This is a genomic window from Anaerozeibacter quisquiliarum, assembly GCF_051162045.1.
GTDB classification, from domain to species: Bacteria; Bacillota; Clostridia; order Christensenellales; family Aristaeellaceae; genus Anaerozeibacter; species Anaerozeibacter quisquiliarum.
In genome coordinates this window covers 95,567-111,156 of record NZ_JBISDI010000010.1, presented here as the reverse complement: position 1 = coordinate 111,156, position 15,590 = coordinate 95,567, and the positions used below count along the sequence as shown (strand labels likewise).

The 15,590-nt window shown below is 60.1% G+C and carries 14 protein-coding genes; 6 read left to right on the top strand and 8 right to left on the bottom strand.

Annotation, left to right across the window (positions count from 1 at the left end; translation table 11 throughout):
• The first annotated feature begins 25 nt into the window (after positions 1-25).
• The 4 genes from ACH6CV_RS06325 (at position 26) to ACH6CV_RS06310 (ending at position 6,345) form a co-directional block, all read left to right on the top strand.
• On the top strand, positions 26-2,971 hold the full coding sequence (locus ACH6CV_RS06325) for a COG1361 S-layer family protein (RefSeq protein ID WP_456357332.1): 2,946 nt from the start codon (positions 26-28) through the stop codon (positions 2,969-2,971).
• Positions 2,968-4,326: an ABC transporter permease gene (locus tag ACH6CV_RS06320; protein WP_456357331.1), complete on the top strand. Its 1,359-nt coding sequence runs from the start codon at positions 2,968-2,970 to the stop codon at positions 4,324-4,326. The genes ACH6CV_RS06325 and ACH6CV_RS06320 overlap by 4 nt, the downstream gene beginning before the upstream one ends.
• 67 nt (positions 4,327-4,393) lie before the next feature.
• Positions 4,394-5,089, top strand: coding sequence for a response regulator transcription factor (locus ACH6CV_RS06315; RefSeq protein WP_456357330.1), 696 nt, complete (start codon positions 4,394-4,396; stop codon positions 5,087-5,089).
• Entirely contained in the window at positions 5,086-6,345 is a 1,260-nt protein-coding gene (locus tag ACH6CV_RS06310) for a sensor histidine kinase (RefSeq protein ID WP_456357329.1), read from the top strand. Before ACH6CV_RS06315 ends, ACH6CV_RS06310 begins: the two co-directional genes overlap by 4 nt.
• A gap of 86 nt (positions 6,346-6,431) precedes the next feature.
• Here the strand turns inward: ACH6CV_RS06310 and ACH6CV_RS06305 are convergent, their stop codons facing one another.
• Complete coding sequence (locus tag ACH6CV_RS06305; protein WP_456357328.1) at positions 6,432-6,560, bottom strand: hypothetical protein; 129 nt, start codon at positions 6,558-6,560, stop codon at positions 6,432-6,434.
• 185 nt (positions 6,561-6,745) lie between these two features.
• On the opposite strand from ACH6CV_RS06305, the gene ACH6CV_RS06300 reads away from it, so the two are divergent.
• Complete coding sequence (locus tag ACH6CV_RS06300; protein ID WP_456357327.1) at positions 6,746-7,426, top strand: DUF998 domain-containing protein; 681 nt, start codon at positions 6,746-6,748, stop codon at positions 7,424-7,426.
• A gap of 137 nt (positions 7,427-7,563) precedes the next feature.
• On the opposite strand, the gene ACH6CV_RS06295 is transcribed toward ACH6CV_RS06300, so the two are convergent.
• The 7 genes from ACH6CV_RS06295 to ACH6CV_RS06265 form a co-directional block, all read right to left on the bottom strand.
• Positions 7,564-8,328, bottom strand: a complete 765-nt coding sequence (locus tag ACH6CV_RS06295) for a TraX family protein (protein ID WP_456357326.1) — start codon at positions 8,326-8,328, stop codon at positions 7,564-7,566.
• A 117-nt stretch (positions 8,329-8,445) separates the two neighbouring features.
• A complete protein-coding gene (locus ACH6CV_RS06290) occupies positions 8,446-9,303 on the bottom strand; it encodes an ABC transporter permease (RefSeq protein WP_456357334.1) in 858 nt (285 codons plus the stop codon).
• A 23-nt stretch (positions 9,304-9,326) separates the two neighbouring features.
• Positions 9,327-10,334 (bottom strand): ABC transporter permease, encoded by a 1,008-nt coding sequence (locus ACH6CV_RS06285; protein ID WP_456357325.1) that lies wholly within the window; start codon positions 10,332-10,334, stop codon positions 9,327-9,329.
• Positions 10,334-11,236, bottom strand: coding sequence for an ATP-binding cassette domain-containing protein (locus ACH6CV_RS06280; RefSeq protein WP_456357324.1), 903 nt, complete (start codon positions 11,234-11,236; stop codon positions 10,334-10,336). Before ACH6CV_RS06280 ends, ACH6CV_RS06285 begins: the two co-directional genes overlap by 1 nt.
• Entirely contained in the window at positions 11,229-12,242 is a 1,014-nt protein-coding gene (locus tag ACH6CV_RS06275) for an ABC transporter ATP-binding protein (RefSeq protein WP_456357323.1), read from the bottom strand. The genes ACH6CV_RS06280 and ACH6CV_RS06275 overlap by 8 nt, the downstream gene beginning before the upstream one ends.
• Positions 12,243-12,311: 69 nt before the next feature.
• Positions 12,312-13,844 (bottom strand): ABC transporter substrate-binding protein, encoded by a 1,533-nt coding sequence (locus ACH6CV_RS06270; RefSeq protein WP_456357322.1) that lies wholly within the window; start codon positions 13,842-13,844, stop codon positions 12,312-12,314.
• 346 nt (positions 13,845-14,190) lie between these two features.
• Positions 14,191-14,445 (bottom strand): YlmC/YmxH family sporulation protein, encoded by a 255-nt coding sequence (locus tag ACH6CV_RS06265; RefSeq protein ID WP_456357321.1) that lies wholly within the window; start codon positions 14,443-14,445, stop codon positions 14,191-14,193.
• Between the two features lie 159 nt (positions 14,446-14,604).
• On the opposite strand from ACH6CV_RS06265, the gene ACH6CV_RS06260 reads away from it, so the two are divergent.
• Positions 14,605-15,519: a polysaccharide deacetylase family protein gene (locus ACH6CV_RS06260; RefSeq protein WP_456357320.1), complete on the top strand. Its 915-nt coding sequence runs from the start codon at positions 14,605-14,607 to the stop codon at positions 15,517-15,519.
• Positions 15,520-15,590: the final 71 nt, after the last annotated feature.

Sequence of the window (15,590 nt, the reverse complement as noted above, 5' to 3'; positions counted from 1 at the left end):
CCTGCTGGACGCGGACGGATATTCCGTGACAGAACTGAAAAAGGGCGAATACGCGGATATCGAGGTGCTGCTGGCGTGCCGCGCCCTTACCGCCAATGAAATCGGCACGGCCGACAATATCCGCGTTGAAAAGCTGGACGACGCCTTCATCTACGGCGTGGATACCTCCGTCAATGCCGCCTGGGACGGGGTTCCCAAGGTGGAGTTGCTCACATCCGGCGACGCGCCCCTCCAGATCAGGGTGCTCTTCCCACATCTGCTGCGCCAGGGAGACGGCAAAAACCTGCGCTTCCGGATCAGCTATCTGGGCCTCTCCCTGAAATCCCGCACCGTCAAAATCAAAATCCAGGAGCTCGTCAAGGACACCACGGAGAACGCTGGCGAAGCGGAGACCGGCGAGGCGGAAACCGGGGAGACGACGCCCGTCAGCCGTCCCCAGGTGGACAAATGCCGTGTTTTGATCGACGGAAAGGTTCGCAAAAGCCTGATTCCCGCTCAGACGGCGGATCTTTCAATCACCTTCCGAAACAACGGCCTGACCAGGAAGGACCTGGGCGAAAACGGCCTGACGGTAGAAAAACTGGAGGACGACTTTCAGGCCGGCGATGCCGGACCCCGGGTTGAGATTCTGTCAAAAGACAGCAAGCCGCTCAAGGCCCGCATCACCTTCCCCGGCCTTACGTACCTGGGCGGCGATTCCAGTCTGCGCTTTAAAGTGAGTTACGATGGCCTGGGCCTGCCGGGGGAAATCATTCGGGTGGACGTGCGCCAGTGCGATGCCAAGGCGGCTCCCGCCCGCGAAAAGGGCGACGGCACGGACGCGGAGCCCCAGGTCCGCGCCGCCGCCGATTCGGGCAACGCGCCCGTCCTCGTCCAGCCCGCGCTGCAAATTTCCCGGGAAACCATGACCGCCCTGTCCAGCGGCCAGTCCGCCGCCGTGACCCTGACGTTCAAGAATAACGGCAGCCTTCCCGTCCGCCGTGTGTCGGCGGTGTTCTCTCCTTCCGGCGCTTTGGTGTTGGGCGAATCTACCGCCACGCTGCAAATCGCCGACGAAATCAAGCCGGGGGAATCGGCGTCCCGCGCGGTGAAACTGCTGGTCAACGGCGAGGTCTCCTCCCCCATGCAGCCCCTGGGCGTTGAAGCCAAATTTGAGTACGACGGGGAAGAAACCGCGCTTCAGGGCGGTGCCTCGGAGACTGTGCTGATTCCCACCGTGATCACTCCGTCCAAGCCCGAGGTACCCGTCGAGACTCCTTCCATTCCCGCGCCCTCAGTCAAGATATTTCGCGGGCCAATGGAAACCGTGCGCGCGGGGCAAACCTTCTCCGTTTCGCTGACCGTCAAAAACCTGGGCCGCACCGCGATGGAGACGCCGGTGCTTATCATTACGCCCACCGATTCTCTGATGCTGCTGGAGAGCACCGCGTCCCTGGAGCTTCCCCGCATTCCCGCCGGGCAAAGCACCCAGGCAACAGTGCGCATGAAGGCGCTGGAGGAAATTCAGTCCCCCTCCCAGGGGTTTACCGCGGAAGTGAAATTCGATTATAGCGCCAGTTCCGGGCTGCAAAACGCGTCCTCCACCGAAACGGTGCTCATCCCCGTGACGGCGGATATCAAGGACGCGAATCTGCCCGCCGTAATCATTTCCCGCGCCCCCTTCATAAAGCCCATAAAGGCGGGGCAAAGCTTCTCCGCCACCGTCTACGTCAAAAACGTAGGCAAGCGCGCCGTGGAATCCGGCATGATCACCCTGACTACCTCCGATGGCATTATGCTCAAAGAGGATTCCAGTACCGTCCAGATCGGCCGTGTGGAGCCGGGCGCTCAGCTGGAAATCACCGTGGATTTGAAAGCGCTCAAGCAGATTTCCGCCCAAGTGCAGAGCCTGGGGCTGGAACTGAAGTACGACTACCTCAAGGGTCGGGCCATGGAGCACGAGACCGCCAGCGAACGCGTGCTCATCCCCGCCGTAATCACTAAGCAAAAGTCCGGCGGCAGCAGCGCGAAGGAAACCATCGACTCCCCCACGCCCAACATCATCGTCACCGGATATTCGGCGGGCGCGGATCAGGTGGCGGCCGGCAGCAAGTTTTCCCTGGCGTTGACGTTCCAAAACACCAGCCCTGCCAAGACTGTGGAAAACATCGTCATGACCCTGGAAACCGGCGAAAGTTTCACCATTACCGACGCCTCCAACACTTTCTATTATTCCAGCCTGGGTCCCGGGCAGACCCAGTCGGAGACCATCAAGATGCAGGCGCTTCCCGTGGCCAAATCCGGCTCCGGCAAGATGGACGTGTCCTTTAAATATGAATACGTGGACAACAAAAAGCGCTCCTCCACCAACATCACCGAGAAACTTTCCGTGCCCGTCTATCAACCGGACCGTTTTAATCTGACCGACCCCACCCTTCCCGAAAGCGTGGAGATGGGTGAGGAAACCGTGGTCTCTATCCCCTATGTGAACAAGGGCAAGAGCGAGGTTAGTAACCTGGAAGCGGAGATTACGGGCAACATACCGGCGCTGAGCAAATCCGTCACCCTTGGCAACCTGGAACCCGGCAAGAGCGGCACCATTGATTTTATCCTGACGCCCGACACCGCCGGACAGCAGGACGCGACGGTGAAGATCAGCTACGAGGACGCCAACCAGGCCGTGGTGCAGCACGAAATTCCCGTCAGCCTTCATGTCAGCGATCCCATGGAAGGCATGGATGGCACGGATGACCTTTCGGGTGCGGCCGAATATGATGGCGATGGCGAATATGACGGCGAATACGGCGGCGAACACGGCGCGCTCCCCTTCGGCCTGGAAATCTGGCATCTGTACGTCCTGGGCGGATGCGTGACGCTCCTGCTGCTGGCGCTGATCATGGTCAGGCGGCACAAGAAAAAAATACGGGCTGCCGCGCTGAAAAAATTCAGTTTTGAGGGCGAGGACGACGACGGGAGCGGAGAGGGCAAGTGAACGCAAGAGATCTGTTCCGGATGTGCATGCAGAACCTGATGCGCAGAAAGTCCCGGACGTTCCTGACGGTGCTGGGCGTAGTGGTTGGCGCCTGCGCCATCATCATTATGATCTCCATCGGCGTGGGCATGAAAGAGAGCCAGGAAAAGATGCTCAGCGAGATGGGGGACTTGACCATTATTACCGTCATGCCCGCGGGACGCGCCAAAACCGCGGCCAAGCTGAACCGGGACGCGGTAAAAGGATTTGAAGGCATCCGGGGCGTGGTACTCGCCACGCCCCGGATGACCGTAGACGGTTTGAACATAAAGCTGTACGCCGGCTACGGAAGACGCTACGTTGCCGGCTGGGCCACCGTCATCGGCATGGACGAAAGCGCCTTGGCCAAGCTGGGGTACAGTCTGCTGGACGGGAATTATCCGGGAAAGGAGGGGGGCGTGCTGGCCGGACAGAATTTCGTCTATGGATTCGAGGACAGCAAACGGCCCGAGGGCCACAACACCATCGACCTGTTCGAATCCTACAACAAAGAAACCGGCGAATACGGCGATCCGCCGGATCCGTATTTCGATCTGTTCAAGGCGCCGCTGGAGCTGGTAATCACCGCGGGCGAGGACGACAAGGCCGTCTCCCGCCGGCTGACCGTTTCCGGTCGCATGAAAGGGGACTACGGAAAGGGGCAGGAGACGGAGGACGGGCTGATTATCTGCCTGGACGACCTGCAAAAGCTGATCGAGGAGGCCAACCGCGCCGCCGGGAAAAAAAACAGCCGCAATCCCACCTATCCCAGCGCTCTGGTCAAGGCGGAAAATATCTCGGATGTGGCGAGGGTAGAGTCGGAGATCAAGGGAATGGGCTTTAACACCAGTTCCATGGAGTCCATCCGCAAACCCATGGAAAAAGACGCTCAGCAAAAGCAGATGATGCTGGGCGGCATGGGCGCCATTTCCCTGCTGGTAGCGGCGCTGGGCATCATGAACACCATGATCATGTCCATTACCGAGCGCACCCGGGAAATCGGCGTAATGAAGGCTTTGGGCTGTTTCGTCCACGATATCAAGCGACTCTTTCTGCTGGAAGCGGGCGTCATCGGCCTGATGGGCGGGATCATCGGCATCGTGCTGAGCTACGTCATTTCCGTGATTATGAACCTGGTGGGGACGGCGACGCCTCCAGACAGTCTGGAAGCGGCCATGGTCATCCTTACCACGCCGGGCAGCCGCCTGTCGGTGATTCCCACCTGGCTGATTGGCTTCGCCCTGGTCTTCTCCATCCTCATCGGCTTGGGCAGCGGCTACTATCCCGCGAAAAAGGCCGTGGCCGTCCCCGCGCTGGAGGCTATCAAACATGACTGACGCCTTGCAAAGACCATTCGGGTGCGATATACTGGGTACGGAAGAATGTCCAACGGGGGAGAACGACTTGGCCTACCGAATTTACGCCGCCGACGACGACCCCAATATCCGCGGCCTGCTGCTGCGTTTTCTGGAAAGCGAAGGCTATCGGGTAACAATTTTCGAAAATGGGGATCTGCTTTATGACGCCTTTGAAAAAGAAGCGCCGGATCTGATCCTTCTGGACGTGATGATGCCGGGCACCGACGGCATGACCATCTGCGCCCGCATCCGTCGGGTGTCCAAGGTCCCCATTATCATCCTTACCGCCAAGGATTCCGACGCCGATCAGGTGGTGGGCATCTCCATGGGTAGCGACGACTACCTGACCAAGCCCTTTCGTCCGACGCTTTTAATGCTGCGGGTAAAGGCCATTCTGCGCCGTGTGGAGATGGAGCGGGCCGGTCGGGACGAGACGCCCGCCTGCGGGGATCTGACATATCTCCCGGAGCAGCGGGAAATCCGCGCCGGGGGAAAACCCGTTGCGCTGACCATGACCGAGTTCAGCCTTCTGGCCTATATGATGAAAAAGCCGGGCTGCGCCGTGTCCCGGGAGGAACTGCTGGACGCCGTATGGGGCTTCAAGGAGGACGTTGAGACCCGCGTCACCGACGAAACCGTGCGCCGTGTGCGCAAGAAGCTCCAACTGGCGGGCAGTAAGGCTCAACTATCCACCATCTGGGGTTTCGGCTACAAGCTGACTACCGGAGGCGGACGGCCATGAAACTGGTGAAGAAAAACGGCGCCAAGGTGTTTTGGGTCACTACCGGCGTGGCCTTGGGCGCGCTGATCTTGCTGCTGGCGGTCTTCAATGTAGTCATGATCCGCCACATAAACAGCCAGGCGCGTCAGGCTCTGAACGCAAACGCCGCCTGGCTTCGGGGAGAGAACAATTATGACATCGACCTGTATGACCTGTTCGTGGTCAATTTTCTTTATCTGGACAAAGACAACAACCCTTTTGACGCCGGTATCGACTATTATTACGATCCCCTGGGCGTGACAAACGATCTGCTGACCTATCAGGCGCAGCACAAGGAATCCCTCCTTTCCGAAGAACCCTGCGCCGTGACGCTGGGCGGGCAAAACTACTACGTCCGGCAGGTATCGCTCCCCGAGCGGGCGGACTACGAAGTGAGCTACGACGAGGAAGGCCACGCGGAGGAATCCTTCGACAGCATCGCCAGCGCCCTGCTCTACGTCAATGTCACGCCCTGGTCGCGCCTGTGGTCCGGGGTCAACCTGGCCTTCGCGGTGGCAGTACTGCTGTTTTCCGCGGCGGCCTGCGGCATCGGCCTGCGCACCGGCATGATGATCGAGGACTCCGAGGAACGCATGAAGCGTTTTTTCCAGAACGCCTCCCATGAGCTCAAAACCCCCATCACATCCATCCAGGGCTATGCCGAGGGTATCGCAACCGGCGTGATGCTGGACGCGAAGGCTGCGGCGGGCGTCATTTTGGAGGAAAGCGAACGCATGCGGCAGTTGGTGGAAGATCTTTTGTACCTTTCCCGCATCGACAGCGGCAGAGCCGCGCCCAGAATGGAAAAGGTTGACCTGCGTGAGCTGATCTATGGCGGCATGGCGACGGTTTCCGGCATGGCGATGCAAAAAGGGGTGAGCTTGGAAGCGAACCTGCACGAGGCGGAACTGCCGCTGATGGCCGACGAGCGTCAACTGTCCCAGGCCATTGGCAATATTCTGGCAAATGGTGTGCGCTATGCCCGCTCCCGCGTGACGGTCTCGGTCCGGGTGGAGAACTGCTCCGCCTCGGTGATTATCGCCGATGATGGCAGCGGCATCACCCCCGGCGATCTTCCCCATATCTTCGAGCGATTCTACTACGGAAAACATGGCGGCACCGGCATCGGCATGGCCCTGGCTCAGGAAATCGCCGTTTTGCACAGGGGTTCCCTGTGCGCCCAGAACAGTCCGGAAGGTGCCGTTTTCACCCTGACCGTGCCCCTTCCCGGCCCGTGAGGCCGTCGGGTCCCCCGAATCCGCCTGTGCCAACCGGGCGGCGCTCCGCGCTGCGCGCCTGTCTACCGACTTGGGGCCAATTCATCTCATGAGCGCCGACCCATTTTTGCACACTGGCGGCTCCTGTTTTCGAATTTTTGTAGGTTATCCAACTGTTCTTTCAGTTCACTCTTGATCGCGCCTTCATTCAGGTGTATCATCTTCTCGTCGGACATGGTTTCCAGCCTCCTTTTGGTGAATGCAGTCAGCAACTCTATTCTGCCAAACGGCCGCAACCATGTCCGGTTTTCCATGGCCGCTGCTTCAATTTGCGAAACTTATGGGAGCAGGAGGTCTTGGAGATTTTGGAACAACACATAAAGCAGTTCAACAGACTCTATAGAATCGGAGGAGATTTCGCATGAAACGGTCATTGATCCATTGGTGCGGCCTGTTGGGCATTGTCAGTTTGTTGTCGTATGCGGCTGCGGTGGTCTTTTCTCCCCTGGCGTATCCCGGTTACCAATGGATGGCGCAGGCAGTGAGCGATTTGAGCGCAAGCAACGCTCCCTCAAGAATGCTATGGGCGCAGCTCTCATGTCTCTATGGTGTCTGCGGCATGATCTCGATCATGATGGTCTGCGTGTTTATCCAAGGAAAACTCAACAAAACGCTGCGCATCGGAATCTATCTGTTTGCGGCCATGAATTGGGTATCCAGCATAGGCTATGCCATGTTTCCGATATCCGACCGGGGAAACGCAGGCACGTTCCAGGATATCATGCACATTTATGCGGTGACAGTGCCTGTGGTTTTGCTCTCCATTCTCTCCCTTTCCGTCATAATGGTCGGAGGGTATCGTGACATACGCTACCGTTATCTGGCGGCTTGGGCAACCGCCGCGTTGCTGCTGATGTTTGCGGGGGCAGTCGGGGTGGGCGTCGTGCCGGCAGAATACTTCGGCATTCCCGAGCGCTTCAGCGTATTTGCCGCAACCGGATTCAATGCGGTATTGGGCGCTTGCCTGTTCGGAGGTTTTCCGGAGGGAAATTCCCAAAAGCACGGCGCACAAGCTCCAAGATCCCGTTATTCAGCCCCGTAGTTTTTCCCTAAAGGATGGTTCGCAAATCGAAGGCAAAAACAATCGTGTACCGGATCGCTTTCCGGGATCGGCTTATCCAGACTTGGTGCGCATATCTCGCGCCGTGTACGGTCTTTCCCCGTGCGCGAGGCGGCGCGTCAGCGCAGCAGCAGCGTCGCCCCATAGATCGCCGCCAGATGCGCCGGATAGAACAGATAGAACGCCCACTTGGGCAGCTTCCACTGAGTCTTCGTGGGGATGTAGATCAGCGGCAGCGCCAGCAGCGCATACGTCTGCAGCGCAAACTGCACGCCGAACAGGCTGTTGCTCGAGCCGGTGGTCAGCCCCCACCAAGTCATGAAGCCCGCCATCCACAAAAACGAGGTGGTGGGGCGGTCGATAAACGCGTGGAAGATCAGCATCATCGCCACGCCGCGCCAGCCGTAGTTGATGAAGCCGGATAACTGAAACACGGCGAGCGTCAGCACACCGGTCACCACGTACTTCTTTTCCTTGAGGCTCCAGATCATCAGGATGCCGAACAGCAGCGTAAACAGGATGTTGGCGTAGCGCAGGCTGTCGCCGTACCACTTCAAGAGGTTCAGCGGGTTCATCAGCCCCGCCTGCATAAGCTCGCTCATGGCGGGCGTTATGTGCCTGAGCGCGATCACGTAGATCGGCTGGGAAACGACGGCCAGCACCAGCACGCGCAGCGCGTACTTGGCGATGTTGCGTGTATAGACGCAGCCCACCGCGATACAGTAGGCGTAAATCGGAAAGGCAATGCGCCCGATGATGCGCATGACCGTGAGCCCCGGATAGAACACCGCGCCCACATGGTCGATCACCATGGTAATCATGGCGATGATCTTCAAAAAGCCGGTGTCGGTGTTGAGCCGAATGCCGCCCCTGGCTGCTGTCATGCGCGTCCCTCCCGCAGAATCAATCGATGGACTCAATTATCCCACGCGCGCGCGCCGCTGTCAACAGGGCGTTCTGCTATTTTCGCCCGGACAGCGTTTTGTGGAGACTACACGCCCTCACAGGTTGCTTTGCTTGCGGTTTATACTCTTGCGCAGGCTATTGCCCAAGTTGGTGATGCACATCAGCGTCGTCACGAGGAACAGACCGGGGATGAGGATAATCCACCAGGAGCCTGTGAGCAGCGCCTTCTCCGACAGCGAGAGCATGCCGCCCCAGGAGATAACCTCGATGGGCAGACCGATGCCCATGAAGCTAAGCGTAGATTCGGCGACGATGGCGCCGCGGATGTTCATCACCACCATGAACATGATCGAGGAGACGAAATTCGGCGCGAGATGCCGCCACAGCACATGAAAAAACCCGCCGCCCATGCACTTCGAGGCGATGACATATTCGCTGCCCCGGATCTGCCGCACCTCGGTACGCACCACCTTGGCGATGCTCGTCCAACTGGTGATGCCGATGACGAAGGCGATGCTGAGCACATTCGCCTTGCTGAGAACCGCCTGAATCAAGATGACGACCAGCAGGTTCGGCACGCTCAAGAGGATTTCGGTAAAGCGCATGAGCAGCGTGTCCAACCACTGTGGAGCGCTGCCGCTGACGGCCCCGAAGACGATCGCCGCCGCGGTGGAGATCAGCGTGGCGGCAAAGCCTATGAACAGCGAAATCCGGCCGCCATACCAGATCATCGAGAAGATGTCCCGCCCCATGGTGTCCGTGCCCAGCAAAAACTCGCCGCCGGGCGCGCGGTTGCAGTTCATCAGGTCCAGATAGGTGGGGTCCTTGGTGATGATGAAATCGCACAGCAGGCAGCCCAGCACGATCAGCCCCAGCACAATCATGGAGACAATCGGCTTGTTGCGATACCACCTGGGTTGGGGTGGCGTCGCCTCCGGCTCCGGGGCGCGCATGCCGACCATGTCAAACGCATTGTTCACAGCCTCGTCACCTCCGATGTCTCCATCACCTCGGCCGAGCGGATGCGCGGGTCGATCCGCTCGTTGATGGTCTGCGCGACGATGTTGCAGAGAATCACCAGTACGCCGGAGAGAATGCACAAGAGCATCAGCAGATTGTAGTCCTGATAGCGCGCGCTCTCATAGGACAGCGTGCCGATTCCGGGGTAGGAGAACACCGCCTCGATGATGTAGGTGCCGCCCATCACATGCGGCGCCGAAATGGCCATGATGCTGAGGTAGGCGGGAATGGCGTTGCGCAGGCAATGCCCAAACATGATCCTGCGTTTGGCGAGGCCCTTCGCCTTGGCCAGCAGCACATAGTCCGCGCGAACCTCCTCCAGGATCTTGTTGCGGATCATGTAGGCGTAATACCACAGATGGCTGACCACGACGATGGTCATCGGCAGCACGAGGTGCGCAATCCGATCTGCGACATCGCCGCTCTTGCCGATGCTGTACGCCCCGCTGCTGGGCAGCCATCTGAGTTGCATCGCAAAGATCAGGATCAGCACGAGCGAGAGCCAGAACTCCGGTATGCAGCTGGAAATCGTGCCCGCCTTGCAGATCAGCCGGTCGAGCAGTCGATCCTCGTGCCAGGCGCACAGCACCCCGAGCAGGAGCGCCAGCGCGAAGATCAGCACGAATCCTATGCCGCCCAGCAGCAGTGTATTGCCGATTCTGCCGCCGATGACCTCAAGCACGTCCATCTTGTACTTGTAGGAGATGCCGAAGTCGCCGCGCAGTGCGTTCCCCAGCCAGCGGACGTACTGCACATGGATGGGGTCGTTCAGGCCCAGCCTGTCCTCCGCCCACGCGCGCTCCTCCGGGCTCATCTTTTCCACGCGGTCGCCGTAGTAGGAGACCAGCGGGTCCCCCGGCGCCAGCCGCGACACATAGAACACCACCGTTGACAATACCGCTACGCTCAGCACAAACGCCATCAGCTTCCCGCCGTAATAGAGGGCGGGATTGCGCTTTGCCATCAGGCCTTCCCCCTTTCACGCAGCACGAGATGGCCCGGCGAGACCTCCGCCATCTCGCCGTCCCGGCAAAAATCGTCCTCCTCAAGCGCGCGCGTCTCTCGCGCCCGCTCCCGCACGGGGTCGGGAATTGGGATGGCGGACAAGAGCGCGCGCGTGTAGGCGTGCAGGGGATTGCCGAACAGCTCCGCAGTCGGCGCGACCTCGACCAGCTTGCCGCGATACATGACGCCCACGCGGTCGCACAGGTATTCCACCATCGCCAGATCGTGCGCGATGAACAGAAAGGAGAATCCATGCTCGCGCTGCAGGTGGCGGAACAGGTTGACGATCTGCGCTTGAATGGATACGTCCAGCGAGGCGATCGGCTCGTCGGCCACCAGCAATTCCGGCTCCATCGCCAGCGCCCGGGCGATGGCGATGCGCTGGTGCTGGCCGCCGGAGAGCTCGCCGGGATACTTGTCCAAGTAGCTCTCGTCCAGCCCCACATATTTCATCTGGAACGCGGCCTCCGCCCGGTAACTGCCCCGGGGCGGGACGATGCGGTGGATCTTCATCGGCTCGGCGATGATGTCGCAGGCCGTCATGCGTTGGTTGAGGCTGGAGTTGGAATCCTGAAAGATGATCTGACGCGTCGCCTGCAAAAGCCGCCGGTTGCGCCGGAACTGCGCCCGGTCACATACGTCGATTCCCTTGTAGACGATGCTGCCGGATGAGGGGCGATGGATGTTCATCACGCAGCGGGCCACCGTGGACTTGCCCGAGCCGGACTCGCCCACCAGCCCAAAGACCTCGCCGCGGCGGATCTGGAACGACACGCCGTCGACGGCGCGGACGGCGATCTTCCGGGTCAGCGGGAACACATGCGACAGATTCCGCACGTCCAGCAAAACCTCCTCAGCCATTTCCGTCACCTCCCACCGGCGGCGCAACCCGCGGCGCGCGCGGATCGAGCAGCCAGGTCGCCGCCCAGTGCGTGTCGGTCACGCGAAACATCGGCGGCGGCTCCTCGTAGTCGATCGCCAGCGCGTATTCATTGCGGCAGGCAAAGGCGTCGCCCTTGGGCGGATTCACCAGCGTCGGCGGCATGCCGGGAAGCGTATAGAGGCTGTCCTTTCCCCGGGACAGCGCGGGCAGAGCGCGCATCAGCCCCCAGGTATAGGGATGCCTGGGATCGTAATAGATCTCCTCGGCCGTGCCGATCTCGACGATCCTGCCCGCGTACATCACGGCCACTCTGTCCGCCACGCGGGCGACCACGCCCAGGTCGTGGGAGATGAGCAGCGTGGCCGTATTAAGCTTTCTCTGGATGTCCCGCAGAAGGTCGAGAATCTGTGCCTGAATGGTCACGTCCAGCGCCGTAGTCGGCTCGTCGGCAAACAGGATGCGGGAATTGGCGGCCAGGGCGATGGCCATGACGCTGCGCTGGCGCATGCCGCCGGAGAAATTGTAGGGATAGAGCTTCGCGCGCGCTTCGGCATGCTCGATGCCCACCAACTCCATCAGCTCCAGCACGCGCCTGTTCAGCGCATCTCGGGAGATTTTCGGCTGATACACCCGCACGGCCTCGGCAATCTGGCTGCCAATGGACATGGTGGGGTTCAGCGAGGTCATGGGATCCTGAAACACCATGGAAAACAGCCTGCCGCGCAATTTTCGCATGTCCCGCTCGCGGTAGGCGGCGATGTCGACGCCCTCGACCAGGATGCCGCCCGACTTTATGCGCGCGGTCCGGGGCAGCAAATGCATGATGGACTTGCACAGGGCGCTCTTACCGCAGCCCGATTCGCCCACAACCGCCAGCACCTCGCCTGCCTTCAGCGTGAAGCTGACGTCCCTGACCGCCTCCACTTCCCCCTGCGGGGTGTAGAAGCTGACGGACAGATTCCTGACCTCCAACAACTCAGACATTTTGATTCCTCGCCCATACGAACGGAGGGGCTGAATCTCAGCCCCTCTCGCCGCCGATTGCTCTGTGCTCTATTTGGAGATGGTCCACTCGGCGACGTTCCAGAAGATGCCGACGCCGTGATGCCCCATGATGGTGCCCGCGTCGATGCCCCGCACCGAGGAATTGACCACGTAGTTGGCGTCGATGTAGCAGATGAAGGCATAGGCCGGGTCGCTCGCCAGCTCGGCCTGGAACTTGTCGTAGGCCTCGGCACGCACGGCGGGATCGGCGGACCGGCGCGCCTCGGTCAGATACTGATCGACCAGGGCGTTGGAGTAGCCGGAGTAGTTTGCGCCCTTGTCGGTGCCGAACACCTTGTAGGTGTGATCGTCGGCGTCAAACGGGCTGCCCCAGCCGATGAGGAAGGCCATCTGTCCGCCCCAATCGGTCTTGGCGGGAATCTCGACGCTGACGTCGATGCCGATCTGGCGCAGTTGCTGCGCGGCTGCCTGCGCGATGTCCACACGCACCTGATCGCCCGCGCGCACGCTGATGACGAAGCCGATCTTCTCGCCGCTCCGGTAGTAAAAGCCGTCGTCGCCCAGGGTGCAGCCGGCGGTTTCCAGCACCTCCCTGGCCTTTTCGGGGCTGTAGTCATAGCGCTCTACGTCCTCGTTGTTGTAGATGTTGCGCTGCAGCGGGCCGTAGGCGGCCATGCCCTGCCCCAGCAGCACGGCGTCGATGATGGCCTGGCGGTCGATGCCGTAGCAGATCGCCGGGATGATGTCCTTATTCTCCGTCCAGTAGGCGTTGCGAAAATTGAAGAGGATGCCGCGGTAATCGGACGTCAGCATGTCGAAGCGGGTATAGCCGTCCCTGTCCGCGAACATCTGGGCATCTTTGGGCGTCAGCAGCGCCATGTCCAGCTCGCCAGACTCCATCTGAATGGCCTTGGCGTTGTCGTCGGGGACGATTTTGAAGATGATGCGGTCGATGTTGGGCGCGCCTTTGAAGTAATCCTCATTCTTCACCAGCACGATCGCCTGACCCTCGTCCCAGCTCTCGAGCTTGTAGGGACCGGTGCCGACAGGATTGCGGAAGAAAGCGGACTCCTGCATGTCCTCGCCCGCGAGCAGGTGTTCGGGGAGAACCGCAAGCGACATATAATCGAGGAAGGCGACATTGGGGGCCGATAATTTGAAGGAAACGGTATGCTCGTCAAGAACCGTGATTTCCTTTACATCTTCGTAGTTGGGGGCGTTCTCAGAGCCATTGTCGGGGTCCATGATGGTCTCGATGGTGAACTTGACGTCGTCGGCCGTGAAGGGCTCGCCGTCGTGCCAGGTCACGTTCTCCTCCAGATGAAAGGTGTAGGTACAGGCGCTTTCGTCGAATTCCCAGCTCCTGGCCAGCGCGGGAACCACCTCGTTGATGCCGTTGTGCCCGGTGAGGCCGTTAAAGAGCAGGATATTGATCTCGCCATGCTCGTCCATGGCGGGGTTGATGCGGGTGTAGTCCCCGCTGCCGTAGATCAGCGTGGTGGGCTGCGCTTCGGCATTCCCGGCCGCGGCGACGCCGAGCGCCAGGATCAGCGTCAGCAGCAGTGCGATGGCTTTTCTCATTCCTGTATCCTCCCTGATTCGTGTCGTAAGCACAACTCCGCTTCAGCAGGGTCGATTTGTGCTTTCATAGCACGCGTCAGAGGGGGTGTTTATCAAAAAGACGCCCGGCTTCAGCCGGACAGCGCTCCTCGGGGAGCATATTGGCCTTAAAAGTATACCATCCTGTTTCGAGTTTGTCAAACGATTTGCCCGCAACTCTTTCGGGTTTTGTAGGTTTGCCCGACATGTTTGACAAACCTGCAGTTTTTACGCGCCCGCTCATCACGCAAATACAGAGCCGGCGCCTGTGCTAGCATTTGGAGGGCCGCGGCCCTCCAAGCCTCCCAGAGGCGGGGTGCCTCGGGGGTTATCGACCGCAGTCGAATGCATTCGGATCGACGTCCACGAGCACCACGTCGTCGCCGATGCGCTTGATGCGGTTCCAGGGGATCACCGTGCCCGGCCGGTCGCGCGAGAACAGAGCGAAAAAGCCGCATTCCGCCGGCACCACGATGGCTTCGACCGTCGCGTGGTCGTTGAAGATCATGTCGATGGGCCGGCCGAGCCGGCGCCCGTCGCATACGTTGATGACGTCCTTGCACTTCAAATCGGAAAACGTCATACCCCATCCCCCCTCCGTCTTCATTCTATGCGCCTTTTCCCCCTACGGCCGCATTTTACGGAACATCTATTTGACACGCGCCGTCCAAGACGATAGAATGATTGATATACAACCCTACGCAGTATGTCATGAAAAGTACGATGAGGAAGTGATCCCGACATGATGAAACGTCTGCTTTTATTGGCCATGATCCTGGCGCTGGGCCTGGCCCCCTTGGGGTTGGCCAAGCCGCAGCCGGTCAAGAAAATTGAATTGTCCCAATCGAGCCTGACGCTTGACGTCGGCATCAGCGAGGAACTGATCGTCTCGTTCAAGCCGTCGGGCGCGAGTTCGCCGGTGCATTGGAAGAGCAGCAACGAGGACGTGGCGACGGTCGACGAGGGCGTGGTGCGCGCGTTGTCGCCGGGCCAGGCCACGATCACGGCCAAAACCAAGAACGGCAAGACCGCCAAGTGCGCGGTCACCGTGCCCGATAAAGACAAGGTGGTGGCGCTCACCTTCGACGACGGCCCGGTCGCCAACACGCGCAAGATGCTGGACGTGCTCAAGCAGCACGACGTCAAAGCCACCTTCTTCATGCTCGGCGACAATGTGGCGGCCAACCCCGCGATTGCCAAGGAAGTGTTTGATGCCGGCAACGAGATCGGCAGCCACTCGGTCGACCACAAGAGCCTGCAAAAGATTGCGCTCAAGGACGCCAAGTGGCAGGTTACCCACTCGCTCGATGTGATTGAGGAGGCCATCGGCACGCGCCCGACGCTGATGCGCGCGCCCTACGGCGCGATCGACAAGGACCTCGCGAAGGTGCTCGGCGAGTTGGGCCCGACCTTCGTGCAGTGGTCGGTCGATCCCCGCGACTGGAAGGACCGCGACGCCGACACCGTGTACCTGCGCATCATGGATAAGGTCAAGCCCGGTCAAATCGTGCTGATGCACGACCTGTACAGCTCCACCACCGATGCGGTCAAGAAGCTGATTCCGGCGCTCAAGAAGAAGGGTTACACCTTCGTGACCGTGAGCGAGCTGATTGAGAAGCGCGGGCTGAGCGACACGGCGGGGACGATCATCTTTTAAGCGGTAGCAACAAGCGACAGACGGCAAATGCCGTCTGTCGCTTGTCTTATCGGAGCCTCGTCTCCATTCCT

What these genes read in the sequence shown, in the direction of transcription:
- ACH6CV_RS06270 (WP_456357322.1), bottom strand. Translation starts at nt 13,844, where the DNA reads ATGAGAAAAGCCATCGCACTGCTGCTGACGCTGATCCTGGCGCTCGGC.
- ACH6CV_RS06285 (WP_456357325.1), bottom strand. Translation starts at nt 10,334, where the DNA reads ATGGCAAAGCGCAATCCCGCCCTCTATTACGGCGGGAAGCTGATGGCG.
- ACH6CV_RS06305 (WP_456357328.1), bottom strand. Translation starts at nt 6,560, where the DNA reads ATGTCCGACGAGAAGATGATACACCTGAATGAAGGCGCGATCAAGAGT.
- ACH6CV_RS06280 (WP_456357324.1), bottom strand. Translation starts at nt 11,236, where the DNA reads ATGGCTGAGGAGGTTTTGCTGGACGTGCGGAATCTGTCGCATGTGTTC.
- ACH6CV_RS06260 (WP_456357320.1), top strand. Translation starts at nt 14,605, where the DNA reads ATGATGAAACGTCTGCTTTTATTGGCCATGATCCTGGCGCTGGGCCTG.
- ACH6CV_RS06290 (WP_456357334.1), bottom strand. Translation starts at nt 9,303, where the DNA reads ATGCGCGCCCCGGAGCCGGAGGCGACGCCACCCCAACCCAGGTGGTAT.
- ACH6CV_RS06295 (WP_456357326.1), bottom strand. Translation starts at nt 8,328, where the DNA reads ATGACAGCAGCCAGGGGCGGCATTCGGCTCAACACCGACACCGGCTTT.
- ACH6CV_RS06300 (WP_456357327.1), top strand. Translation starts at nt 6,746, where the DNA reads ATGAAACGGTCATTGATCCATTGGTGCGGCCTGTTGGGCATTGTCAGT.
- ACH6CV_RS06275 (WP_456357323.1), bottom strand. Translation starts at nt 12,242, where the DNA reads ATGTCTGAGTTGTTGGAGGTCAGGAATCTGTCCGTCAGCTTCTACACC.
- ACH6CV_RS06310 (WP_456357329.1), top strand. Translation starts at nt 5,086, where the DNA reads ATGAAACTGGTGAAGAAAAACGGCGCCAAGGTGTTTTGGGTCACTACC.
- ACH6CV_RS06265 (WP_456357321.1), bottom strand. Translation starts at nt 14,445, where the DNA reads ATGACGTTTTCCGATTTGAAGTGCAAGGACGTCATCAACGTATGCGAC.